The following is a 22,183-nucleotide window of genomic DNA, read 5'->3' as shown; positions in this document are numbered from 1 at the left end:
CCAAGGCTGCCACTTACAACGGGGCCGATGTGACGGCTCAGAGCATAGCATGACGAGGGGTGCAAAGCTATACATAGTTTTCCGTTTAGGGCTGGTGAAAAGGTGTTTTTGCCATGGAGAACGAATGTGGCAACGTACGTCCTTAGAACGGGTAGGGATGCGCTTCGTGCTGCACGCTCGTCCAGTGCGTGCGCGTCATCTCCTCGAGTATCCATTCGCCGTTGAAGCGGCCCAGCCCCGAGTTCTTCTCGCCGCCGAAGGGCACGTTGCGCTCGTCGGCCACGGTCATGTCGTTCACGTGCGTCATGCCGGCGTCGATCTTGAGGGCGAACGCGGTGGCGCGCTCCACGTCGGTGCCCACGACGGCCGAGGACAGGCCGTAGTCGCTCATGTTCGCGAAGCGTAGCGCCTCGTCCTCGCCGTGCGCCACGATGATGGGCGCAAGCGGGCCGAAGCTCTCCTGTATGGCGATATCCCAGGTGGGATCGACGCCCCCGAACACGGCGGGCGGCAGCACGAGGCCGTCGGGCTCGCCGCCCAGCAGCACCTCGGCGCCCTGTTGCTGCGCGCGCTCGATCTTTTCCAGCAGGCCGGTGAGCTGCGCCTCGTTGATGATGGGGCCGATATCGGTGGCGGGGTCGAGGGGGTCGCCGCACACGAGCTTGCTCGTGCGGTCCACGAAGCGCTCGGTGAAGTCGTCGGCGAGCGAGGCATCCACGATGATGCGGTTCGTGCTCATGCAGATTTGCCCCTGATGCAGGAAGCGCCCGATGATGGCGATGTCCACGGCGTGCGCCACGTCGGCGTCGTCGAGCACGACGAGCGGGCAGTTGCCGCCCAGCTCGAGGGCCACGCGCTTGATGTGCTGGCCGCCGGTGGTTTTGGCGCCGATGCCGCGTCCGACGGCGGTGGAGCCGGTGAACGTGATGAGCTTCGGCACGGGATGCTCCACGAAGTAGTCGCCGATGTCGCTGCCGCGCCCGATGAGCACCGACAGCAGGCCCTTCGGCAACCCCGCTTCCTCGTAGATCTTCGCAAGCAGCAGGCCGCCCGTGAGGGGCGTGTCGCTGGCCGGCTTGAGCACCACGGCGTTGCCGCAGCCCAGCGCCGTGGCAACCGAGCGGTTCGACAGGTTCATGGGGAAGTTCCACGGGCTGATGACGCCCACCACGCCCAGCGGTTGGCGGTATACGCGGTTCTCCTTGTGCGGCGTGTCGGAGGCGAAGATGCCGCCGTGCATGCGGTAGGGGAACGACGCGGCCTCCTCGGTGATGTCGCGTGCGGCGCCCACCTCGAACTCGGCCTTCGCGCGGATGCTGCCGGACTCGAGCTGGCACCAGCGCACCAGCTCGTCGTGGCGCTGGTCGAACAGCTGCACGGCGCGCATGAGCACCCCGGCCCGCTCGCGCGGCGCGGCGGCCGCCCATTCCCGCTGCGCCTGCGCCGCGGCGGCGTACGCCTTGTCGACGTCGGCGCGGTTGGCAAGCGCGTGCGACGCGAGAACGTCCTGGTTGTAGGGGTTCACGTCCTCAAGCGTCGTGCCGCTGCCGCCGTCGCGCCACGCGCCGGCAATGAAGAGCTTATCGAGGTGGTCGTAGGGGGCGGGTGCGGTGGAAGCGTGCTGATCGGGCTTCATGGGCGTCTCCTGTTCTGGGGCGTGCCGCTGGGCGCGCCCTCGATTTCGTTTCTATGCTCAGTATAGAAACGCCTGAACAGGGTTTCGTTTCCCGCGTCGTGCCGTCAGAGAACGGTTGCGGCTTCGACACGCTGGCCGCTCGGTGCCCCCACGGTGGGTCGTGGGGGCACCGTCGACGAGCAGGGAAGCGCGGGGTGCGAAGGGTCGCGTCGTGTTACGCGTCGCGTGCGGCGAGCCATTCGTCCTTACGGTAGCCCTCTGCGTTCTTCGTCTCCTCCCAGGTGGCCGGGTGGCTGGGCACGAGGTCTCCGGTGAGGGCGTGGATAACGGCGTAGCGGCCCGACGTCATGCAGGAGCCGCACGACATGTTGCCCATGTACAGCGACCAGTCGCCGTCGCCGCACAGATCGCCCGCACCGAAGCCCACGGCGTATAGGCCGGGTATGGGGTCGTTCTCGCGATCGACCACTTGATACGTGCCATTGACGGCGATGCCGCAGCACATGGCGGTAAGGCGGATCCACTGGTGGATGCCCCAGAACGGCGGTTCGATGATGGGCGCGAGGTACTGCTGCTGCTTGCCGAAGTCCGTGTCGGCACCCTGCGCGCACAGTTCGTTGTAGCGCTCGACGCTCTTTTTGAGGTTGTCGGCGGGAATGCCCAGTTCGTCGGCAAGCTCGTCGAGCGTGTCGCAGCGGTGCGTGTCGATGAGATCCTTGATGACGCCCGTGGGGTTCTCGACCGCGCCGGGCACGTACTTGAGCAGCGAATCGCGATCGGTGGGCTTGAATCCCCAGCTCGTAGCGGTTTCGACGTAGTTGTTGTCGAAGATGCGGCAGAACTTGCCGGGGTCCTCGGCGTCCTGGAAGCGCAGCGCCTCGTCCCAGTAGTGCATGGGAACCTCTTCGTTCATGAAGCGTTCGCCGTTCTCATTGACGGCAAGGAACGGGATGTCGATCATCATGTAGGGGCCGGCGTCCATGTCGTGCATCTGCTTGCTGTGGCCGACGGGCGTCATGTAGCCGCCTGCCGCAGCCGACATGAGGATGCCGTCGCCGGTTTTGTTCGTTTGCTTGCAGGTGAAGCGAGCCAGGTCGGGAGCGAATTTGGCGATCATGCTCCCGTTGTTCTGGTAATCGCCCGTCGCCAAGATGACGGCTTTCTCGGCGTTGAAGCGAATGAAGGAGCCGTCTTTTGCCTTGCCGATGACTCCCGTAACGCGTTCGCCGTCCTGTACGAGCTGCACGCCCGGCGTGCTGTAGTACATATCGGCACCCAACGACGCGGCGTAGTCGGCCAACGCTCGAACGAGGTTGCCGTTGTTCTCGGGCTTGACGCCGAACGCGTTCTTCGTCTGCGTCACGTACTGCCCGTCTGCGAAGTCGAAATGCAGCGACCACGAATCGGCGGGGGGATAGCCGGCGGCCTTTGACTGCTTCGCCATCCACATGGACGTTTCGCCCGAGTGGTAGGCGAAGAATCGTGCGAGATCCATGTTCACGCGATAGTTGCATGATTCGCGCCATGCCTGGAGCCATATGAGCACGCCGGCTTCGGTCGACTCTTCCAGGCAGATGCCTCCGTCTCCACCGCCTTGCGCGATCGCGGTAGGTTCTTTTTGCAGGCAGGCGACGCTCGCGCCCTCCTCGAGCGCTGTCAGCACGGCCGGCAGACCCGAGGTTCCAGCGCCTACTACGACGATGTCGTAGGTCTTTTCTTCCGCGATGTCGTCGATGGGCTCGAAGACGACGCTCGAGTCGGCGTAGTCCTTAGCCGAGAACCCCTCGGGATACGTTTCGTCGCTCGCAGCCTCTTTCGCCGTGGCGCTCGCCGAGCAGCCGGACAGTCCGAAGGCTGCGGCGCCCGCCGCTCCTGCGGCGACGATGCCGGTCGATTTCAAGAACGTGCGCCTGCTGGGATTGTACTGCATGGTGCTTCCCCTTTCCCTGGTGTGAATTGCATGATGGAACGTGGATCCATCTTGCGTGGTTCGACGCCATCGTGCCAGCTCCGGAAGGGGGTGCGTACCTCCCCCGAAAAGGGGTGTTTTCGATTCGGGCCTAACTGGCAGCGTGGCTTGCATTCAAAAGCGCTACACTGGGCGCGTCGATCGGAAAGGGGGAGGGGAGATGCGGACGAACGGGTGCGAAGCGGTCAGCGCGAGCGGTGCGAAGCCGGCGGGCGATGCCGAATGCGTGCCGCTTCGCTGGTTCTACTTCGGACTGTGGGCGCTCTATGTCTGGCGGTTGTGGATAAGCAACAACTTCGGGCCTTTGCCGTCCGGCGTGACGTGGCAATGGCTGTTCGGTGTGATGTCGATCGTGTTTGCGGCCGCCATTGCGGCAGCGTTCGTTCGGCGCCGCGTGCGTGTTTCGTGCGGCGAGCGGTTTCTGGCGAAGCCGACGGCGCTGGGCGCGGCTGCACTGCTCATGACATTATCGACGTTCAGCGCCGCGGGCGCGGCAGTGCTACCGGGCGCGACGGCGGAGGCGCTGGCTGCGGCGTCGCTCGTGATGGGCGGCATGGGCATCGCGTGCGCGTATCTGCAATGGGGTTTGTTTTTCTCGCGCGTGAGCGTCAAGGCGGCCGTTGCGTACCTGTTCGGGGGCGGTATCGTGGCTTCGATTGTCAAGATGCTGCTGTTTTTCCTACCGTTTCCCGTTACCGTTGCCGCCATCGCGTGCCTGCCGTTCTTGTCTGCATGGTGCTTGCGCCGATCTCTTGCGGCGGTGCCGAAAAGCGAAGCGCCGCGCGTGCGCTACCGTTCGAAAAGCTATGCGAGCTTGGGGAAGGTAGTCGCGGTCGTCGTGACGTTCAGTTTGGCGAACGCCGTGCTGCTGTCCCTGTTCACCGGTCCGGCTGAAACCACGGCGCCTACGCTGTTCGCCGTGGGGCGAGCGGTGGAAGTGGTGTTTTCGCTATTCGTGCTGTTATGGGTGTTTCGTTGGGGGCGTTCATTCGATTTCGCGCAGCTGTGGCGCTTTATCCTGTTCGCCTTGGGAACGGTGCTGCTGCTGAACGTGCTGGCGGGCGACGTGCGCTTCGAAGACGCGCTCATTTCGGCCTCCTTTAATTTCATCACGCTGTTCGTGTGGCTGACGTGCGCCGACGTCGCCCGGCGCAGCGACCTCGACCCCATGCTCGTGTTCGCGTGCGGATGGCTGGCCTATGCGGTGCCGCTGTTCGGCGGCGCGCTGCTCACCGCGTCGCTTGCACTCGGGCCTTACGACGATCTTAAGCTGGCGTTCGTGCTCATGTACGCGATGGCGGCGGTCATCGCGGTGTGCTTGGGCGATCGCGATTCGGGGTTGCGTTACCTGTTCTCGGATCTCAACGCAATCAGCACGGCACCGGAAGATTTCTCGTCCATCGATGAGCGATGCGTGGCATTGGGAGGCCAGCACGGCTTAAGTCCCCGCGAGGTCGAGATCATGCAGATGATCTGCAAGGGCCGGTCGAAGGCCTACATTGCGGAAACGCTGTTCATAGCCGAAAGCACGGTGAAGGGTCATTCGAAGCATCTGTATGCGAAGCTCGACGTGCACAGCAAGCGCGAGCTGCAGGACATGGTTGGAGCGTAAGAGCGCGAGCATGTCAAACGGGGGCACGGCCGCCCGTTTGCCCAGGCGCTCATGATCCTCGTCCGCACTCCCTCCCTCCCGAACGGCGGGGCCCTCGGCCCCGCCGGTCCGCTCCGTCCACCCCTGTGTACTCAGGTTCGATGACAGGGAAATCCACGCTTTTCCCCAAATCGAGTCGACTCGATGACAGACGGCGCGGCCTGGTGCCTTCTACGATGATCCCGTCTTCAGCAACGACGAAAGGAGAGGGAATGAAATCGAAGGAGAACGCAGCAGAGGAACGCTCCGCATACAGCCGGAGGGACTTCCTCAAGGGCGGCGCGGTGCTCGGGGCCATGGCCGTAGGCGCGACGGCGCTCGCAGGATGCGCGCCGGCCGGGTCCGGCTCGACGGGCGGCGCCGCATCCGCCGACGCGGCCAGCGCGGCATCGAGCCTGCCCGACGCGGAGCCTATTGCCCCCGTCGACGTCCCCGATGCGTGGAGCGCCGAATACGACGTCGTGGTGGTGGGCACGGGCGGCGGCGGTTTGGCGGCGGCCCTGCACGCGGCGGAAAACGGGCTGTCCGTCGTGGCCATCGAGAAGAGCAGCACGTTCGGCGGTGCCACGAAGCACGCCAGCGGCTGGCTCAACATTGCCGGCAACTCGCGCAAGCAGAACGAGATGGGGTACGGCTACCCCGTGTTCCCCGTGGACATCAAGGAATTCACCAAGAAGGTGCTCAACGACGAGTACGATCACAGCGTGGACCCGCGCCTCATCATGAAGCTGGGCGGCAAGGGCGGCGAAGTGGCCGACTGGATGGAGGACTACGGCATCGAGTGGACGTGCGCCGGCGCATTCGTGGTGCCCACGTACTGCTTGGACGGCACGCAGGACTCGGTGCTCGGCATGCAGCCCGCGTGCGAGACCATCTACAACGCCGGCGTGAAAGCCGGTGCGGAATTCCTGTTCGACACCGCATGTGAGGGCCTCGTCTTCGACGGTGACCGCGTGGTGGGCGTCAAGGCCCGCGGCGGCGACAAGGAGCTGTTCCTCAAGGGCGCGAAGGGCGTCATCCTCTGCTCGGGCGGCTTCGGCATGAACTACGACATGCTGCAGAAGTACATCCCCACGGGCTACGACGGCATGGTGTGCGGCGGCCCCGTGCTCACGCACACGGGCGAGTGCACGCGCATGGCGCTCGGTCTCGGCGCCGACATGGCGGGCTACGACTCGTGGTGCATGTGGGAATCCATGCCCGACAACGACACCAAGGAGTTCAACTTCTTCTACGGCGGCGAAGTGCAGCTATGCCGCAACCCCTGGCTCAACATCGATCGCGACGGCCGCCGCTACGACTACGCGAACTCGCGCACCTGGCCGGCAAGCGAGGGCGGGCCGAACCTCATCGGCGGCACGGGCGACTGGGCGGTGGTGGAGCGGGTCACGTCGCTGCCCGGACGCCGCAGCTACACCATCTTCGACTCAAACTTCAAGGAGAACATCTTCAAGCTCGGGCAGACCGCGCTGCGCAAGCCCATCGTGCCGGAAGACCCGCTCAACCCCGAGGCGGACGGCATCATCTCGCACAACTGGCTCGACGACATCGAACCCGCCATCGAGGACGGCATGATCAAGCGCGCCGACACCATCGAGGAGCTGGCCGAGCAGCTGGGCCTCGAGCCCGACGTGCTGACGGCTGCGGTGAAGAACTGGAATCGCATGTGCGACCAGGGCGAAGACGACGAGCTGCTGTACCCGTACCCGCCCGAGTGGCTCAACCGCTTGGAGAATCCGCCGTACTACGGCGCGAAGATCGGCGGGCACTTCGGCAAGACGCTCTGCGGGGTGCGCGTGAACGACAGCCTGCAGGTCATCGACACGAAGGGCCACGTCATCTCGGGCCTGTACGCCAACTACACCACGGCCGGCGGCATCTGCGGCGAGGGCAGCTGGGGCGGCGGCGCGCACTTCAACACGTCCATCCTTGGTGGCAACGCGCTGTCGTGGGTGAGCGGCTACGTGGCGTGCGAAGGGCTCATGGAGAACGAGTAGCGAAGCGACGCGTCGCGTCGGGCGATCGGGCGGCTCCGCTAGGCCTGCGAGCCGCCCTTGCCCACGATGTCGAACAACTCCTGCTTGTTGTGCACGTCGAGCTTCGCGTACGCGCGGCGGATGTACGTGCGCACGGTGGGTTCGGCCAGGTGCATGTGCTCGCTGATGGCGGCGGCGCTCCGCCCCTGGCAGTACAGGCTGATGATCTCGGTTTCGCGCGGCGAGAAGTCGTGCGCGCGGCACACTTCTGCGAACGCCCGCGCCCAGGCGGTTTCGGCATCGGCCGTGGCCGATCGAACCGTCGCGCACCCCTCCGCCTCGACGGGCGCCGGCTTTCCCACCGCGCGGAAGCCGGCGAACACGAGCGCGCCCGCCACGATGGAGGCCACGGCCAAGAAGCACGCGGCCACGGTGGACATCGTCTGGATGCTGGCCCCCGTTTGCACGATGAGCATGTCGCTTGCGAGCCGCCCGACGTGCTGGGCCAGCTTCATGGTGGCGGTGACCACCGCAAACAGGAACAGGGGCGATATCTGCGACGAGCGCGCCGCGCTCAGCACCACGAGCCACACCACGATGTGCACCACCACCATCACGGTGCCCAGCACGCTGAACACCACGGGGAACGCATCGGCAATGACGAGCGTGATGAGCAGCGAGGCCACGAACGCGATCCACGCCAGGCCGAACGCCGCGCCCGCCCACGTGCGGAAGTCGAACTTCACGGCCACCGCCAGCAGCACCGCCATGGATACGGCCACGGGCACGAGCGAGCTGTCGAGGTACGTGTAGCCGAGGCCCTCCTGCTCCGCGAACACCTCGTACATGCCGAAGCTGGCGAAGAACAGCACGAGCGCCGCCAGGAAAACGGCCACGAACGCCTTCTGCGTGCCCAGCGGCAGCCGGGGGAAGCGCTGCGCCTTATGGTCGTTCCACGTGTCTTTCACCGGCAGCCAATCGGCGGCCGTCTTGCCGTTCAACAGGATGAACGCGGTGGCCGCGATGGAGAAGGCGATGGATACGATCTGCGCGATCATCGCGTTCGACAGGCCCGAGAACAGGTGAAACAGCGGGTAGACGAGCGCCGAACAGCCGAAGCCGATGATAGTGACCACCGTGGCCCGCTTGAACGGCATGTTCGCCAACATGAGGCCGATGAACAGGGGTCCCAGCCCGAATGTGGGCAGCGCGCCGTCGAAGCTTCCCATGGCGTACAGCAGGATGCCCAGCAGCGCGACAATCATCATGGCGGCGTACACCTGCACGATGCCCACCGCGCGGCGCCAGGAAAGCACGAGGAACGCGGCCAGCATGAGGAAGCTTCCCACCAGCGACACGGTGATCATGGACGAGCTGCCGGAGGCGGCGCTCGGGCCCGAGAAAAAGGCCGACGAGAATCCCGTCGCAATCACCAAGAGCGCGATGCAGGAATCCAGCAGAGCTCTCCAAACGTTCATGCCCCTCCTTTTCCAGTATCCCACCACCATAGTGGAAACGTCCCCGTTGCGCCAGAGCGTCGCAGGCGGTCGAGCCCCCGCGGTCGGCGTTGTCGGCCGCGTTGACGATGGCGTTGACGTGGGGACGCGACCCTTTTGTTTGCCAAGGCGGCGTTCATGGCCGACAATGGACGGACGACGAAAACGGCAGCACGAAAACGGTGCGCAGAAGAAGCGGAAGTGACCACATGGCCGGCAAGCTCATCATATGCCCGACGCCCATCGGCAACCTGGGCGACATGACCGAGCGCGCGCTCGAGGCGCTGCGCTCGGCCGACGTCGTGTGCGCCGAAGACACGCGCGTCACGGGCAAGCTGCTGGCCGCCTATCGCATCGAGAAGCGGTTGGAGCGCCTGGACGAGGCGCTCATCGGCGATCGCACGGCGGCGCTGCTCGATCGCGTGACGGCGGGCGAGGTCATCGCGTACTGCTCGGACGCCGGCATGCCGGGCGTGTCCGACCCGGGGCTGCGCCTCGTGCGCGCGGCGCGCGAGGCCGACGTCCCGGTGGAGGTGCTGCCGGGAGCCACGGCGGTCGCCACGGCGTACGTGGCCAGCGGCAGCGCGAACCCCCGCTTCTACTTCGGCGGCTTCTTCCCGCGCAAGGACGCCGAGCGACGCGCGACGGTGGAGGGCCTGCGCGCCCTCGATGCCACGCTGCTGTTCTACGAGAGTCCGAATCGCCTGGTCAGCGCGCTCGACGTGCTGGCCGACGTGCTACCGCATCGCGAGATCGCCGTGTGCCGCGAGTTGACGAAGCTCCACGAGGAAGTGGTGCGCGGCCCGCTGCCCGCGGTGCGCGACACGTTTGCCGCGCGCGTGGAGCAGGGCGGCGGCGTGAAAGGCGAGATCGTGCTCGTCATCGACGGGCCGAGCGAGGCCGAGGGCGCCGCGGCCACCGAGGACTCGCAGGCGTCCGCGCGCGAGCGGGCCGCCGAGCTCAAGGCCGCCGGCGCGCGCAAGAAGGACATCGCGCGCGCCATCGCCGAGGAGTTCGGCATCGCGCGCAACGCGGCGTACGACATCGCGCTCAAGGCGTAAGGCGGCGCGCATGGTCGGGTCCTCGTCGATGGCGCGTCCGTTCGCGCGCTACGTTTCGCTCAACGTGCTGGGCATGGTGGGCTTGTCGGCGTACATTCTGGCCGATACGTTCTTCATCGCGAACGGCGTGGGATCGGACGGCTTGGCGGCGCTCAACTTCTCCATCGTGCTGTACACGGTGCTGCAGGCCACGGGCCTCATGCTGGGCATCGGCGCGGCCACCGAGTTCCAGGTGTGCGCGGCCCGCGGCGACACCCGTGCGGCGAACCGCACGTTCACGACGGCGCTCGCCATGGCGGGCATGGCCGCGGCGGTGCTCATGCTTGCCGTCGAGGTGTTCGTCACGCCCGTGTCAACGCTGCTGGGCGCCGATGCCGTCACGCGGCCGCTCACCGAGACGTACCTGCGCACCATCTTCGCGTTCGCCCCGTTCTTCCTGCTCAACAACGTGCTGCTGCCCTTCGTGCGCAACGACGGCAGCCCGCAGCTGTCCATGGCGGCCATGCTGGTGGGCAGCTTCGGCAACATCCTGCTCGACGCGCTGTTCATCTTCGGGTTCGGGTGGGGCATGTTCGGCGCGGCGTTCGCCACGGGGCTTGCGCCCCTCATGAGCCTGGCGGTGCTGTCGGTGCACTTCATCAAGAAGCGCGCGACGTTTCGGCCGGTGCGCACGCACCTGCGTCGGCGGCTCATGGGGCACATCGCGGCGCTCGGGTTCTCGTCGTTCGTGGTGGAGCTGTCGGGCGGGCTCGTGCTGCTCGTGCTCAACCTCATCATCCTCGCGTTCGAGGGGAACATCGGCGTGGCGGCCTACGGCGTGGTGGCGAACTTCGCATTCGTGGCGAACGCCCTGTTCGTGGGCATCGCGCAGGGCATTCAGCCGCTGGCCAGCAACGCGTACGCGCGGGGGGACGGGCGCGATCTGCGCACCGTGCTGCGCCTGGCGCTGCTGACGGCGTTGGCCATCGCGGCGGCGGTGTACGCGGTGGTGGCCCTGTGCGCCGAGCCGCTGGCCCTCGCGTTCAACCGCGACAACGACCCGCAGCTCACCGCGCTCGCCGTGGACGGCATGCGCGTGTACTTCCTGGGCTACTTCTTCGCCGGGGCGAACATCGTGGCGGCGGCCTTCTTCAGCGCGGTGGAAAAACCGGGCCGTGGCCTGGCCATTTCCATCACGCGCGGGTTCGTGGCCATGCTGGCGTTCGCCGCCGCGCTGGCGGCGCTGTTCGGCATGGCGGGCGTGTGGGCCACGTTCCCGGCGGCCGAGACGGCCACGTTCGTGCTGACGGGCGCGTTCATCGCGCAGTTCGTGCGCGGGCGGACGCGGCGCGTGCAGGTGGTCTCGTGAGCGCCCGCGGAGGGCGGCGCGCGCCCGCCCGCGTTGCGGAGCCGGTGGAGCTCGAGGTGGACGGCCTCGTGGTGCGACTCACGCGCAAGCGCATCAAGAACCTCAACATGCGGGTGCACCGCAGCGGCGGGTTCGTGGAAATCTCGGCTCCGGTCCATGTGAGCGACGGCGAGGTGATGCGGTTCGTGCGGGAGAAGCGCGGCTGGATCGACGCGAAGCTGGCGCAGGTGGCCGCATCGCCGGCCGCCGTGGCGGCCGAAGCGACGCCGGACGAGGTGGCGGCCTGGCGTGCGGTGGTGGAGGCGTGCGTGCCGGCGCTCGTGGAAGCGTGGGAGCCCATCATGGGCGTGAAGGCGGGCAAGCTGGCGTATCGCAACATGACGAGCCGCTGGGGCAGCTGCCAGCCGGCCACGGGCCGCATCTGCATCAACGTGCGCCTCGCGCTCTACCCGCCCGAGTGCCTCGAGTACGTGGTGGTGCACGAGCTGTGCCACCTGCTCGAACGCGGCCACGGCCCCCGCTTCAAGGCCCTCATGGACGCCTTCATGCCCGACTGGCGCACCCGCCGAGCAAAGCTGCGGTAGGGCCATGCGGAACGTGCGCGCGACAGGCGAAGCGGTGGAGGAAGCGGCCGACGGGCTGCCGAGGCGGCAGCGCACGGTTGTGCTGGCCGTGATGATGGCCGGCACCACGGCCGCGTGCATCTCGCAGAGCATGATGATTGCCGCGCTGCCCACCATCATGCACGAGTACGGCGTGAACGCCTCGCTCGGCCAGCTGCTCACCACGTCCTACATCTTCACGCTCGGGCTCATCTCGGCCATGACCGCCTACCTCGTGCACCGCGTGAACTCCAAGACCCTGTTCATCGCGTCCATGGTGTGCTTCGTGGCCGGTTGCGCGGCCGCGCTCGTCGCGCCGAACTATCCGCTGCTGCTCGTGTCGCGCTTGCTGCAGGCGGGCGGGGCGGGTATCGCGCTGCCGCTTATCCAGGTGGTGGCGCTGTCGGTGTATCCCAAGAGCGAGTACGGGCGCGCGATGGGGCTCGTGGGGCTCATCATCGGCTTCGCGCCCGCCATCGGCCCCACCATCTCGGGGTTCCTCATCGACGGGTGGGGATGGCGCTCGGTGTTCATCGTGCTCGGCGCCGTGACGGTGGTCGTGGTGGCGCTGTCGTTCTTCGTGCTCACCGACGTGGTGAAGCGCGAAGGCCCGCGCGAGCGCTTCGACGCGGCGTCGGGCCTGCTGTACACGCTGGGATTCTGCGGCATCATGCTGGGCACCACGGTCATGGAGTCGGACGGCGCGCTCGAGCTCGTGCCCCTCGCGGCGTTCGCGGGCGGGGCCGTGGCCCTCGCAGTGTTCGCGCGGCGGCAGCTGCGCATCGAGCACCCGCTGCTCAAGCTGTCGTGCTTCCGCAACCGCACGTTCGCCGTGTCCACCGTGCTCGTGATGATTGCCCAGATGGCGTTCATGGCGGGCTCCATCATGGTGCCGCTGTTCGTGCAGGACGTGCAGGGCGGCAGCGCCACGGTGTCGGGGCTCGCCATTCTGCCGGGCGCGGTGCTGCTCGGCTTCCTCAACCCGGTGACGGGACGGCTGCTCGACCGCCATGGCGCACGGCCCCTCATCGTGGCGGGCAGCGCGGTGCTCGTGGCCGGCACGCTCGCGTTCGCGGCGTGCGATGCGAGCACGCCCACGTGGGCCATCACCGTGCTGTACGGCGTGCGCACGGTGGGCGTCGCCTGCCTCATGATGCCCATGACCGCCCACGCGTGCGCCGCTCTGCCCCTCGAGGATCTCGCCCAGGGCACCGCCATCATCACCTCGTTTCGCCAGATATTCGGCGCGCTATCGTCCTCGGCGCTCATCTCGGTCATGGCCCTCGTATCGGCCAACGAGCTGGGCGTGGACGCTTTCGGCTTCGGCGTGAGCTTCGAAGTGCAAGCCGCCATCATCGCCGTTGGCTTCGTCATCGGCATGCTGTTCCTGCCGCGAGTGCGCCGCCGCTCCTAGGGGAATCAGGAGGCGTTGATGAATCCGGCGATGGCGTCGGCCGTCTGCTCCTGTTGTTCGGCGGGGGTGATGGCGGCGTCGCCGTCGCCGCTTTGCGGACCGTAGGTGCCGAAGGAGGCGTGGTTGCCGCCGTCGATCTCGACGGTTTCCGCGCCCTCCGGCAAGAGCGATGCGCTGTCGGCCAGCTTCGTGCGGTTGAGCACCTCGTCGTTCGAGCCGTACACGGTGATCACGCGCAGGTCGGTGTCCGCGAGGTCGCTCGCGGTGTACGCGCCCAGCAGCACGAGGCCGTCGAGGGACGAGTCGCCGCCCGCCGCACGGTCGGCCGCATACTGCGCCGCCATGGAGCCGCCCAGCGAGTGGCCGCCCACCCACCAATCTTTCACCTGCGGAAACGCCTCACGCACACCGTCGGCGGCATTAATGTCGAAGAACGCGAAGTTGAACGGCATCTGCATCACCACGGCCAGGTAGCCGCGCTCGGCGAGGTCGCGCATGAGCGGGGCGTACGCGCTGTACTCCACCTTCGCGCCCGGGTAGAACACGAGGCCCGTCTGCGCGTCCGGATCGCCGAACGCCAGGTAGTTCGCGCCCTGCTGCACCGGCAGCGTTTCGGTTGACACGAGATCGCGGTTGTTCGCGTCCAGGTCGTGGTAGAAGTCGCTCGCGTACACGAAGAACGCCGCTACGCCCAAGCACAGCACGATGACGATGATCAGCAGCGCGATGAGCAGCTTGCGCGGCTTGCGACGCGCGGGTGCCGCGGGAGGTGTGGGTTCGTTGGTTTCCATGACGAGCATGGTACCAGGAGCCGGGTCGTTATGCGGTCGCAGCTGTGAAACGCTTCGCTTGCATTTCACAATCATGCCAAGTATACTTATCACAGTGTCAAGAAAACTTGGCAGAATGTGCCAAGAGGAGCGAACGAATGTTTCACGTGAAACATGCGGGCGCAAAACGGTCGGGAGGTGCGCCATGGAGAAGAGCGAGATTCTCGAGAAGAGCCGCCGGGACAACGATGGCATCGACGAGCGCTTCCGGCTGATCGAGCAACGAAAGGGCCTCATCGCGCTCAGCGCCGCGGGCGCGGCTTTCGTCCTGCTCTACCTATGGGACTTCTTCCATGGGCAGAACACCGATGGCTTGTTCGCCGTGTTTTTCACGGGCCTGACCGCGATGTCTTTTTGCCAAGCGTATCAACTGCGCATGAAAAGCCTGTTCTTCTTCGGACTGTTCACGGCTTTCTTTGTCGTGTACACCGCAGCCAAATATGTCCTCGCCACGATGTAGGGCCGTCCCATGATCAAACTTCCCTCGCTCGGCTTCGACGACGTCCACGACAACGACGGCGAGCTCGAGCTGTGCAACCGTCTGAAAGCCGCGCGCGCCGAGGCGGGGCTTTCGCAGCTCGAGCTCGCGCGGCTCGTGGGCGTGTCGCGCCAAACCATCTCGTCCATCGAAACGGGGCTGTTCAACCCCACGGCAAAGCTCGCGCTCGTCCTGTGCATCGCGCTCGACAAGAAGTTCGAGGACCTGTTCTACTTCGAATAGCGCGCCGGCGCCGTCACTTCCAGATCTTGCGCGCTTCGGGGTCTTCCATCAGCAGCAGCTCGCGCAGGGCGTTCAGGTCGTCGGCGGTAACGTCGTCGGGCTGCTCGTACTCCAGCGTGTCCACCACCTCGAACGCGAAGCCGTCCGCGCCATGGGCGTTCCACAGCTGTTGCAGCTGACGGTTCGGGTGCCCGCCGCCGCCCAGTTTGGCCTGCAGGCTGTTGAATTCCTTGCTCGCGTCGCGCGTCGTGCCCAGGAAGCGCTCGCCCGTTGCGATGCAGCGCAGCGCGATCACGCCCATCTCGGGGCGTCGGTTCTTGTAGGAGTCTCGCAGTTCTTTGCGTCGGTCGGTTTGCATGCAATATCACCTCGGGCTCACACGGTATCGCATGAGCCCGAGCCGCGCAATCTACGGATCGTCGACAACGGTGCTAGAACGAGGTCCAACCGCCGTCGGTGGCCACGATCTCGCCGGTCATGTGCGAGGCATCGTCCGAGGCCAGGAACAGGATGGACGCGGCCTGCTCTTCGGCCGTGGCCTCGCGCTCCAGCATGGACTGGGTCTTCTGCCCGGCCATCGACCCGGCTTCCTCGGCGCTCGCGCCTGCCGCGCGCGCGGCCTGCTGCTTCTCCATCACGTACGCGTACGCCTCTTCCACCATGGGCGTTGCCGTGCCAGCCGGGTTCACCGAGTTCGCGCGGATGCCGAAGCGCGCGTAGTCGAGCGCGAGGTTCTTCGTCAGGCCGTTCACCGCGTGCTTCGACGCCACGTAGGCGGGGTTGCCGGGCAGCCCGGTCATGCCGGCGATGGAAGCCACGTTCACGATGGCGCCGCCGTCGCCCTGCACCATGAACTGTCGCAGCTCGTGCTTGGCGCAGAAGAACACCGTGTACAGGTTGTTCGCCATGGTGTAGTCCATCTGCTCCTTCGTGAGGTTGTGCACGTTGTCGGGCTGCCCCATGACGCCCGCGTTGTTCACGGCGATGTCCAGGCGGCCGAACGCCTCCACGGCGCGCGTCACCATGGCCTGGGCGTTTTCCTCCACCGATACGTCGAGCGGCAGGAACAGCGCGTCCGGCGCGACGGCCTGCACCTCGGCCAATGTTCGCGCGCCTTCCTCGGCCAGGCGGTCTGCCAGCACGAGCTTCGCGCCCTCGGCGGCGGCTCGCAGCGCCGTGGCGCGCCCGATGCCGCGCGCGGCTCCCGTGATGATCATGACCTTGCCGTCGAAGCGGCCCGGGACGATGCTCTTGGTCATAGGCTCCCTTTCTCGCGTTGCGCGTTGCGCATGAGGCGCGCATCCCGCGCACCTCCCACCATCCTACGCGCGCGGGCGAAAGGGGAGAAGCCGCTCGCGAAACCGGCGTCCCGCACGACGAATTCGGAAGCCGCGCCGCGCTGCACTCCGGCGCGCCCCGCTCCGCTACGCCGTTGCGGTGTGCGCGATGTCCACGGCTTGCATCCAGGCGATGTACGTGTCGGGGTAGTGCGCGTTGAGGGCGGCCAGCACGTCGAGGCCGGCGAACGACTGCACCACGCCGAAGATGCCGAGCGGGCTGAACAGGTCTTCGGCCTGCGGCACGTGGCTCGACGCATCGGCGCCGAACGAGTACAGCGCCTCGAGCGTGTCCTCGTCGCATCCCAGCGCGTTGCCCGTGTTGCGATGGAAGGCCGTTTGCATGGTGGCGAACGAGTCGTCGAAGTCCGAGCTCGTGGCGCTCGGCAGCGTGATTTTGGTGCCGTAGCGGCCAAAGCCCCAGGCCGACAGCGGAAGCTGCGGCACGATGTCGGCTTCGTTCACCACGTTGAAGATGTTGTCGTACGTCCGATCGTGCCGGTCGAGCGCGCGCGTCGCGCACGGTGCGGCGAACGTGTAGGCGTAGATGCCCGACGAGGGGGCCAGCGCAGGTTCGTCGGAGTCGGGGGTGTTGAGGTCGGCGGCCAGCAGGTTCGCGATGGCGCCGCCGCGGCTGTGCCCCGTGATGAGGATGCGCGTCCTTTCGGGGTCGATGCCCAGCTCGCGCGCGTACTCCCGCACGGCTTCCTCAACTTCTTCCTCCGCCTGCTTGAACCCGTGGTGATCGAGCTCGGTGGGGTTCGGGCCGAGGAAGTTGAAGTTGCTCAGCCATTCGGCGCCGTACGTGCCGCGAATGCCCACGAACAGCAGGGTCGCAGGCTGTCCGTCCTGATCGGCGATGGTCTTGCTGGCAAGCGTGTAGGCGGCCACGTCGCTCGACCCCGCCAGCAGCGAGCCCATCTCGTCGACGACGCTGCTGCGCAGCGCGTACGACGCGGTGCGCACGTCGTGGAAGCCCAGCTGCCCGAGCGTTTGCTCGGCGTAGGGGATGGCGCCGGGCACGCCGTCGTAGTACTGCGATTCGGAATTGCACACCGCCGCCAGCACCGAGCATGCGGTGGCCAGCTCGTGCTGGTAGGTGTGGGAGTCGCGGGAGAACCAGGCGTCGTCGAACGTCATCTGCGTGGACGTGCGCCCCGACGGGTTGGACGGGTCGCTCGTGGCAACCACCTCGCTGCAGTACGGGGCGGTGATGGTGCGGGCGGTGCTCGCGTTCGCACTCGTACCCGCGCCCGCGCCGGAAGCGTGCAGGGGCGCAACGGACGCGGCGGCCGCATCGACGGGCGTGATGGACACGAGCCCCGATTCGACGCCCTCGTAGCGCATCTGCAGCGTGAACAGGCCGATGAGCAGGAAGCATCCCACCAAGGTGGCCAGCACCGAAGCGAGGCGTCGCGCGGGATGCAGCTGCATGGGATCCTCCTTCGGCGGGGTCGGCGGTGCGGTTCGTTGCAGCTAGTATACGGTGCCGCAACACTGCTCCAACGATACCTCAGAGAATGCAAGCAATCTTTAAGTCTCTTGTAAGGATATCTTAAGGTTTCGTAACGGAACGTGCGGCCGTCCACGCGAAGCGAACGGATGTTTCACGTGAAACATTCGCGTGCGATCTGCGCAGACGCCGGTTCGCGGGCGGCCTCGTGCTACAATAACGCGTTGTCCAAGCGCGCCGCATCATTCGCGGTTGCGCCCCGAACCGGTCGTACGCGGCATCATGCGCCGCGCGACCCCGAGATTGAAGGAAACACCATGTCAAAGGGAACCTACTCGTTCACCACCCCCATTTACTACGTCAACGCGGCCCCGCACCTCGGCACGGCGTACACCACCATCGCGGCCGACACCGTGGCGCGCTACCAGCGCATGAACGGCTACGACGTCGCGTTCGTCACGGGTATGGACGAGCATGGGCAGAAGGTGGCCGACACGGCCGAGGCCAAGGGCATGACCCCGCAGGACTGGTGCGATTCCATGGAGCCCGCATTCCGCGACGCGTGGGATATGCTGGGCATCACCTACACCGACTTCGTGCGCACCACCGAGCCGCGCCACGCCGTGACCGTGCAGAAGTTCTGGCAGGACCTCTACGACAAGGGCTGGTGCTACAAGGGCAGCTACGAGGGCTGGTACTGCGTGCACGAGGAGACGTACTACGCCGAGAGCGACCTTGAGAAGAACGAGGAAGGGCAGCTCGTGTGCCCCGACTGCAAGCGCCCCGTGCAGAAGGCGGGCGGCGAGGAGAACTGGTTCTTCAAGCTGTCCGAGTTCGGCGACAAGCTGCTCGCGTTCTACGAGGAGAACCCCGACTTCATCCGCCCCGAGACGCGCAAGAACGAAATCGTGTCGTTCGTGAAGAGCGGACTGAAGGACCTGTCCATCAGCCGCAGCACGTTCGACTGGGGCGTGCCGCTGCCCTTCGACGAGGGTCACGTGGCCTACGTGTGGGCCGACGCGCTGCTGGCGTACCTCACCGGCATCGGCTACGGCGACGAGGGCGAGCGCGCCGGCGAATTCGACCGCCGCTGGCCCATGCAGTACCACTTCGTGGGCAAGGACATCACCCGCTTCCACTGCGTCATCTGGCCGGCCATGCTCATGGCGGCCGGCATGCCCATCACGCACACGGTGTTCGGCCACGGCTTCTTGCTCACGAAGGGCGAGAAGATGTCGAAGTCGAAGGGCAACGCGCTCAAGCCCGCGGACCTCTGCAAGGTGTTCGGCGTGGACGCGTACCGCTACTATTTCATGAGCGATGTGCAGTTCGGCTCCGACGGCTCCATCTCCATGGAGCGCATGGTGCAGGTGTACAACGCCGACTTGGCGAACACCTGGGGCAACCTGTGCAGCCGCGTGTTCAACATGACGAAGAAGTACTTCGACGCGCAGGTGCCGGAGGTGCCCGCCGAGGTCCTTGCCAAGGAGAACCCGCTGCGCGCCATCTCGGACGAGCTGTACGCCGAATATGATGCCGCCCTGAGTGCCGCCGACTTCACCCGCGCCGCCGCCGCGGTGCAGAAGCTGGCGAGCCGCGTGAACCTGTACGTGGAAGAAAGCGCGCCGTGGAACCTCGCGAAGAGCGAGGAAACCGCCGGCGAGCTGGCCGAAGTCATCTACAACGCGCTTGAGGCCATCCGCATCATCGCGCTGTACATGGCGCCCTTGATGCCGAACACGTCGGCCGAGGTCTTCCGCCGCCTGTCGCTCGGCGCCGTGACGGACATCACCGACATCGAAGCCGCCACCGCCTGGGGCCAGCTCCCCGCCGGCAACGCCGTGGAGATCGGCGACCCCCTGTTCCCGCGTTTGGACATGGACGCCATCGATCTCAACATGGAGTAGACCCCTTCCTTGCGCGTCGCGAATGCCCCACCAGTCCACCACCCTCCCGCGGCGCGCAACAGGGGGTCGCCCCTTGCGAGGGGTGCGCCCCTCGCAAGAAATCTCTCTCGAGCCCAGAAAGGACGTGATCATGCCTGAATCCGATGAGCCTCTCTTCGACGACCCGCTCTTCCGTCAGAAGCGCAAGCACGGGAAGTATCGCGTGATCGACGCGCCCATGCTCGAGGGCCCGGTGGCCGACACGCATACGCACCTGCAGCTGCTGCCCGACCCGTCGCTCGCGCTCGCGCGCTGCGCGGCGCACAAGGTGGAGTTCGTCAGCACCATCGTGGATGTGTTCGAAGACGGCACCACCACGTTCGACCGCCTCAACTCGTGGCGCTTCGAGGCCGCGGCCGCCGCGAAGCGCTTCGTCGGCTGGACCTGAAGCGACCCCTTCCCGCGCGTGCCGCGGGTTCGGATCGCCGTGGGCTGCCACCCGCACAACGCGAAGTTCTACAACGACGGCCTCGAAGCCGACCTGCGCGCCCTGCTCATGGACCCGCGCGTGTCGGCGCTCGGCGAAATCGGCCTCGACTACCACTACGACTTCTCGCCGCGCGACGATCAGCGCGACGCGTTCCGCCGCCAGATTCGCCTGGCGAAGGAGTGCGGCCTGCCCATCGCGCTGCACCTGCGCGAGGCGCACGACGAAGCGCTCGCCATCATGCGCGAGGAGGGTTTTCCCGAGGCGGGCACGCTGCTGCACTGCTTCAACCTCGACTGGGCCACGCTCGAGCCGTGGGTGGAGGCCGATTGCTACGTGGCCTTCGGCGGCGCGCTCACGTTCAAGAACGCCGACGACACCCGCGAGGCGGCCGCGCGCGTCCCGGCGAACCGCCTGCTCACCGAAACCGATGCGCCGTACATGACGCCCGAGCCCATGCGCGGCATGACCTGCTTGCCCGATCATGTACTGTTCACGGCGGCGTGCCTCGCCGAAGTGCGCGGCTGCGAGCCGGGGGCCGCGCGCGAAGCGTTCATCGCGCAGCTCATGGATAACGCGCGCGCCCTGTTGGATCGTCCGGCTACCGCCTGGCAGAAGAGCAAAGGAGCCCCCATCGCATGAAGCGACTCATCATCAGCGGATCCCCCCGCGCGCGGGGACGCAGCGCCGGCGTGGCCGAAGCCGTCCGCTTCGCATTCGAAGACGATGCCGCTGCGTCGGGCTCCGATGACGAGGTGATGCTCGTCTCGCTCGCCGACGTGCGCATCTCGCCCTGCACGGGATGCGAATCGTGCGCGAACAACCGCGGCCGCCGCAACGAGCTGTACTGCATCATCTCCGACGACATGCTGCGCGTGCGCTCGCTGCTCAACGCGTGCGACGAGCTCGTGTTGGTGTCGCCCGTGTACTTCGCCGGCGCGCCGTCCCAGCTCAAGGCGTTCCTCGATCGTCTGCAGCCGTACTTCTACGCCAATTGGCGCGCGAAGCCCAAGCGCCCCGCCAGCCTGTACGTGGTGGGGGAGGGCGGCGACCCGCACGGCTTCGGCCCGCTTGTGGGCGAGGTGCGCTCGGCGCTTGCCGTGGCCGGCTTCGCGCTCGAGTCCGTGCACGACTGGGTGGGGCTCGTCAGCGCCGACGGCGCGCTTCCCACCGGGGCAAACGTGCTCACGGACGGCCGCGTGCATCCCGCGTCGGCCTGCACCTGCACGGGGCCCGAAGGCACGTACCCGCGCGTCGCGGGTGCCGGGGAGGCCCGATGACGAAGCTTTCGCCCCTGGCCAGCGTGTCCGAGACGCGTGCCACGCTCGAGGCGCACGGCCTGTCGACGAAGTACTCGCTCGGGCAGAACTTCCTCATCAACGACGGCATCCTCCAGAAGATCGTCACCCTGGCCGACCTCAAGCCCGACGACTACGTGCTTGAGGTGGGGCCCGGCATCGGCACGCTCACCATCGCGCTGCTGAAAACCGCCGGCCGCGTGCTGTCGGTGGAGCGCGACCCCGACCTGCCCGCCGTGCTCGTCGAAACCCTCGCCCCCTGGTCCGACCGCTTCACCCTCATCAGCAAAGACGCCCTCGATCTGACAACGGAGGACGTGCAGGCGGCCCGCGCCGAAGCGTCGGGCGCGCTTCCCAACAAGTTCGTGGCGAACCTGCCCTATGCGGTGGCGGCCACCGTTGTGCTCGACTACTTCGAGCTGTTCCCGTCGCTCGACAGCGCCACCATCATGGTGCAGAAGGAAGTGGCCGACCGCATGGCCGCCCGTCCCGGGTCGAAGAACTACGGCGCCTACACGGTGAAACTGCGCCTGTACGCCGAGCCGGCCGGGCGCTTCGCCGTCGGTCCCGGCAACTTCTTCCCGCCGCCGCGCGTCGACAGCGCCGTGCTGCGCCTCAACCGCCGTCCCGTCTGCGACGACGCCGGCGTCCCGCTCGATGCGGTCGCCATCGCCGCCGCGTGCACCATGGCCGAAGCTGCCTTCGCCACGCGTCGCAAGACGCTGTCGAACTCCTGCAAAACCTACTTCGCCGGTCGCGGCGCGGCCGGCGCGCGCATCATCGCGGCGCTCCCGCAGCTGTTCGAGCGCGCGGGCATCGATCCCAAGCTGCGCGGCGAAACCCTCGACGTCCCCGCCTTCGTCCGCCTCGGCAAAGCCTACCAAGACCTCGCCTAGCCCCCGCCGAACCCCGCTGAGTCCCGCTCTTGCAGCCCGATGTTTCACGTGAAACATCGGGCTTTTAAGAACAGGTGTTGCATTCCATTTTTAATGGCCCTAGGGTGGTGGGAACGAAAGGG

20 protein-coding genes are annotated in these 22,183 nt (G+C 66.7%); 13 read left to right on the top strand and 7 right to left on the bottom strand.

The features are described 5' to 3' along the window. Nucleotides 1–142: 142 nt before the first annotated feature. Complete coding sequence (locus C1876_RS01525; RefSeq protein ID WP_114544965.1) at nucleotides 143–1,636, bottom strand: aldehyde dehydrogenase family protein; 1,494 nt, start codon at nucleotides 1,634–1,636, stop codon at nucleotides 143–145. A 214-nt stretch (nucleotides 1,637–1,850) separates the two neighbouring features. Continuing rightward, nucleotides 1,851–3,566 carry an FAD-dependent oxidoreductase gene (locus C1876_RS01520; RefSeq protein WP_114544964.1) on the bottom strand — a complete coding sequence of 572 codons (1,716 nt, stop codon included), beginning with the start codon at nucleotides 3,564–3,566 and terminating at the stop codon, nucleotides 1,851–1,853. 199 nt (nucleotides 3,567–3,765) lie between these two features. Here C1876_RS01520 and C1876_RS01515 point away from each other — a divergent pair, with 199 nt between their 5' ends. Continuing rightward, nucleotides 3,766–5,217, top strand: a complete 1,452-nt coding sequence (locus tag C1876_RS01515) for a helix-turn-helix transcriptional regulator (RefSeq protein ID WP_114544963.1) — start codon at nucleotides 3,766–3,768, stop codon at nucleotides 5,215–5,217. A 251-nt stretch (nucleotides 5,218–5,468) separates the two neighbouring features. Beyond that, a complete protein-coding gene (locus C1876_RS01510; protein WP_158544532.1) occupies nucleotides 5,469–7,253 on the top strand; it encodes an FAD-dependent oxidoreductase in 1,785 nt (594 codons plus the stop codon). A gap of 38 nt (nucleotides 7,254–7,291) precedes the next feature. Here C1876_RS01510 and C1876_RS01505 read toward each other — a convergent pair whose 3' ends face one another. Then, the gene (locus tag C1876_RS01505) at nucleotides 7,292–8,710 is read right to left on the bottom strand and encodes a helix-turn-helix transcriptional regulator (RefSeq protein WP_114544961.1); all 1,419 of its coding nucleotides are present in this window, start codon (nucleotides 8,708–8,710) and stop codon (nucleotides 7,292–7,294) included. Between the two features lie 227 nt (nucleotides 8,711–8,937). Between C1876_RS01505 and rsmI the strand changes: the two genes are divergently transcribed. Genes rsmI through C1876_RS01485 form a run of 4 tightly spaced genes read left to right on the top strand, consistent with a single transcriptional unit; the run spans nucleotide 8,938 to nucleotide 13,153 of the window. Further along, nucleotides 8,938–9,789, top strand: coding sequence for a 16S rRNA (cytidine(1402)-2'-O)-methyltransferase (gene rsmI / locus C1876_RS01500; RefSeq protein WP_114544960.1), 852 nt, complete (start codon nucleotides 8,938–8,940; stop codon nucleotides 9,787–9,789). 10 nt (nucleotides 9,790–9,799) lie between these two features. Then, on the top strand, nucleotides 9,800–11,137 hold the full coding sequence (locus C1876_RS01495; RefSeq protein ID WP_114544959.1) for an MATE family efflux transporter: 1,338 nt from the start codon (nucleotides 9,800–9,802) through the stop codon (nucleotides 11,135–11,137). Beyond that, complete coding sequence (locus tag C1876_RS01490) at nucleotides 11,134–11,721, top strand: M48 family metallopeptidase (RefSeq protein WP_244909987.1); 588 nt, start codon at nucleotides 11,134–11,136, stop codon at nucleotides 11,719–11,721. Before C1876_RS01495 ends, C1876_RS01490 begins: the two co-directional genes overlap by 4 nt. A gap of 4 nt (nucleotides 11,722–11,725) precedes the next feature. Further along, nucleotides 11,726–13,153 (top strand): DHA2 family efflux MFS transporter permease subunit, encoded by a 1,428-nt coding sequence (locus C1876_RS01485; RefSeq protein ID WP_114544957.1) that lies wholly within the window; start codon nucleotides 11,726–11,728, stop codon nucleotides 13,151–13,153. 5 nt (nucleotides 13,154–13,158) lie between these two features. On the opposite strand, the gene C1876_RS01480 is transcribed toward C1876_RS01485, so the two are convergent. Next, a complete protein-coding gene (locus C1876_RS01480) occupies nucleotides 13,159–13,944 on the bottom strand; it encodes an alpha/beta hydrolase (RefSeq protein WP_244909986.1) in 786 nt (261 codons plus the stop codon). A 184-nt stretch (nucleotides 13,945–14,128) separates the two neighbouring features. Here C1876_RS01480 and C1876_RS01475 point away from each other — a divergent pair, with 184 nt between their 5' ends. Together C1876_RS01475 and C1876_RS01470 are read left to right on the top strand one after the other, a co-directional pair. Then, nucleotides 14,129–14,443: a DUF6442 family protein gene (locus C1876_RS01475; RefSeq protein ID WP_114544955.1), complete on the top strand. Its 315-nt coding sequence runs from the start codon at nucleotides 14,129–14,131 to the stop codon at nucleotides 14,441–14,443. A 9-nt stretch (nucleotides 14,444–14,452) separates the two neighbouring features. Continuing rightward, a complete protein-coding gene (locus C1876_RS01470; RefSeq protein WP_114544954.1) occupies nucleotides 14,453–14,704 on the top strand; it encodes a helix-turn-helix transcriptional regulator in 252 nt (83 codons plus the stop codon). A 13-nt stretch (nucleotides 14,705–14,717) separates the two neighbouring features. Here C1876_RS01470 and C1876_RS01465 read toward each other — a convergent pair whose 3' ends face one another. From C1876_RS01465 to C1876_RS01455, 3 genes are all read right to left on the bottom strand, one after another. Beyond that, complete coding sequence (locus C1876_RS01465; protein ID WP_114544953.1) at nucleotides 14,718–15,062, bottom strand: GIY-YIG nuclease family protein; 345 nt, start codon at nucleotides 15,060–15,062, stop codon at nucleotides 14,718–14,720. A gap of 73 nt (nucleotides 15,063–15,135) precedes the next feature. Continuing rightward, the gene (locus C1876_RS01460; RefSeq protein ID WP_114544952.1) at nucleotides 15,136–15,963 is read right to left on the bottom strand and encodes an SDR family NAD(P)-dependent oxidoreductase; all 828 of its coding nucleotides are present in this window, start codon (nucleotides 15,961–15,963) and stop codon (nucleotides 15,136–15,138) included. A gap of 165 nt (nucleotides 15,964–16,128) precedes the next feature. Beyond that, the gene (locus C1876_RS01455) at nucleotides 16,129–17,475 is read right to left on the bottom strand and encodes a lipase family protein (RefSeq protein WP_114544951.1); all 1,347 of its coding nucleotides are present in this window, start codon (nucleotides 17,473–17,475) and stop codon (nucleotides 16,129–16,131) included. A gap of 336 nt (nucleotides 17,476–17,811) precedes the next feature. Here C1876_RS01455 and metG point away from each other — a divergent pair, with 336 nt between their 5' ends. From metG to rsmA, 5 genes are all read left to right on the top strand, one after another. Then, complete coding sequence (gene metG, locus C1876_RS01450; RefSeq protein WP_114544950.1) at nucleotides 17,812–19,401, top strand: methionine--tRNA ligase; 1,590 nt, start codon at nucleotides 17,812–17,814, stop codon at nucleotides 19,399–19,401. 130 nt (nucleotides 19,402–19,531) lie between these two features. Continuing rightward, nucleotides 19,532–19,828 (top strand): nitrate ABC transporter substrate-binding protein, encoded by a 297-nt coding sequence (locus C1876_RS01445; RefSeq protein WP_211309479.1) that lies wholly within the window; start codon nucleotides 19,532–19,534, stop codon nucleotides 19,826–19,828. A gap of 18 nt (nucleotides 19,829–19,846) precedes the next feature. Continuing rightward, nucleotides 19,847–20,509: a TatD family hydrolase gene (locus C1876_RS01440; protein WP_114544948.1), complete on the top strand. Its 663-nt coding sequence runs from the start codon at nucleotides 19,847–19,849 to the stop codon at nucleotides 20,507–20,509. Beyond that, nucleotides 20,506–21,147: a flavodoxin family protein gene (locus C1876_RS01435; RefSeq protein WP_114544947.1), complete on the top strand. Its 642-nt coding sequence runs from the start codon at nucleotides 20,506–20,508 to the stop codon at nucleotides 21,145–21,147. Before C1876_RS01440 ends, C1876_RS01435 begins: the two co-directional genes overlap by 4 nt. Then, a complete protein-coding gene (rsmA, locus tag C1876_RS01430; RefSeq protein WP_114544946.1) occupies nucleotides 21,144–22,061 on the top strand; it encodes a 16S rRNA (adenine(1518)-N(6)/adenine(1519)-N(6))-dimethyltransferase RsmA in 918 nt (305 codons plus the stop codon). Before C1876_RS01435 ends, rsmA begins: the two co-directional genes overlap by 4 nt. Nucleotides 22,062–22,183: the final 122 nt, after the last annotated feature.

Source organism: Eggerthella sinensis (genome assembly GCF_003339815.1).
GTDB classification, from domain to species: Bacteria; Actinomycetota; Coriobacteriia; order Coriobacteriales; family Eggerthellaceae; genus Eggerthella; species Eggerthella sinensis.
Note: the sequence above shows the minus strand (reverse complement) of the source record. Positions and strands in the feature narration are given on the sequence as shown.

Coding starts and splice junctions, on each gene's coding strand:
- C1876_RS01495 (WP_114544959.1), top strand. CDS start 9,800: ATGGTCGGGTCCTCGTCGATGGCGCGTCCGTTCGCGCGCTACGTTTCG.
- C1876_RS01520 (WP_114544964.1), bottom strand. CDS start 3,566: ATGCAGTACAATCCCAGCAGGCGCACGTTCTTGAAATCGACCGGCATC.
- C1876_RS01480 (WP_244909986.1), bottom strand. CDS start 13,944: ATGGAAACCAACGAACCCACACCTCCCGCGGCACCCGCGCGTCGCAAG.
- C1876_RS01525 (WP_114544965.1), bottom strand. CDS start 1,636: ATGAAGCCCGATCAGCACGCTTCCACCGCACCCGCCCCCTACGACCAC.
- C1876_RS01515 (WP_114544963.1), top strand. CDS start 3,766: ATGCGGACGAACGGGTGCGAAGCGGTCAGCGCGAGCGGTGCGAAGCCG.
- C1876_RS01470 (WP_114544954.1), top strand. CDS start 14,453: ATGATCAAACTTCCCTCGCTCGGCTTCGACGACGTCCACGACAACGAC.
- C1876_RS01485 (WP_114544957.1), top strand. CDS start 11,726: ATGCGGAACGTGCGCGCGACAGGCGAAGCGGTGGAGGAAGCGGCCGAC.
- C1876_RS01445 (WP_211309479.1), top strand. CDS start 19,532: ATGCCTGAATCCGATGAGCCTCTCTTCGACGACCCGCTCTTCCGTCAG.
- rsmI (WP_114544960.1), top strand. CDS start 8,938: ATGGCCGGCAAGCTCATCATATGCCCGACGCCCATCGGCAACCTGGGC.
- C1876_RS01435 (WP_114544947.1), top strand. CDS start 20,506: ATGAAGCGACTCATCATCAGCGGATCCCCCCGCGCGCGGGGACGCAGC.
- metG (WP_114544950.1), top strand. CDS start 17,812: ATGTCAAAGGGAACCTACTCGTTCACCACCCCCATTTACTACGTCAAC.
- rsmA (WP_114544946.1), top strand. CDS start 21,144: ATGACGAAGCTTTCGCCCCTGGCCAGCGTGTCCGAGACGCGTGCCACG.
- C1876_RS01460 (WP_114544952.1), bottom strand. CDS start 15,963: ATGACCAAGAGCATCGTCCCGGGCCGCTTCGACGGCAAGGTCATGATC.
- C1876_RS01505 (WP_114544961.1), bottom strand. CDS start 8,710: ATGAACGTTTGGAGAGCTCTGCTGGATTCCTGCATCGCGCTCTTGGTG.
- C1876_RS01465 (WP_114544953.1), bottom strand. CDS start 15,062: ATGCAAACCGACCGACGCAAAGAACTGCGAGACTCCTACAAGAACCGA.
- C1876_RS01510 (WP_158544532.1), top strand. CDS start 5,469: ATGAAATCGAAGGAGAACGCAGCAGAGGAACGCTCCGCATACAGCCGG.
- C1876_RS01455 (WP_114544951.1), bottom strand. CDS start 17,475: ATGCAGCTGCATCCCGCGCGACGCCTCGCTTCGGTGCTGGCCACCTTG.
- C1876_RS01475 (WP_114544955.1), top strand. CDS start 14,129: ATGGAGAAGAGCGAGATTCTCGAGAAGAGCCGCCGGGACAACGATGGC.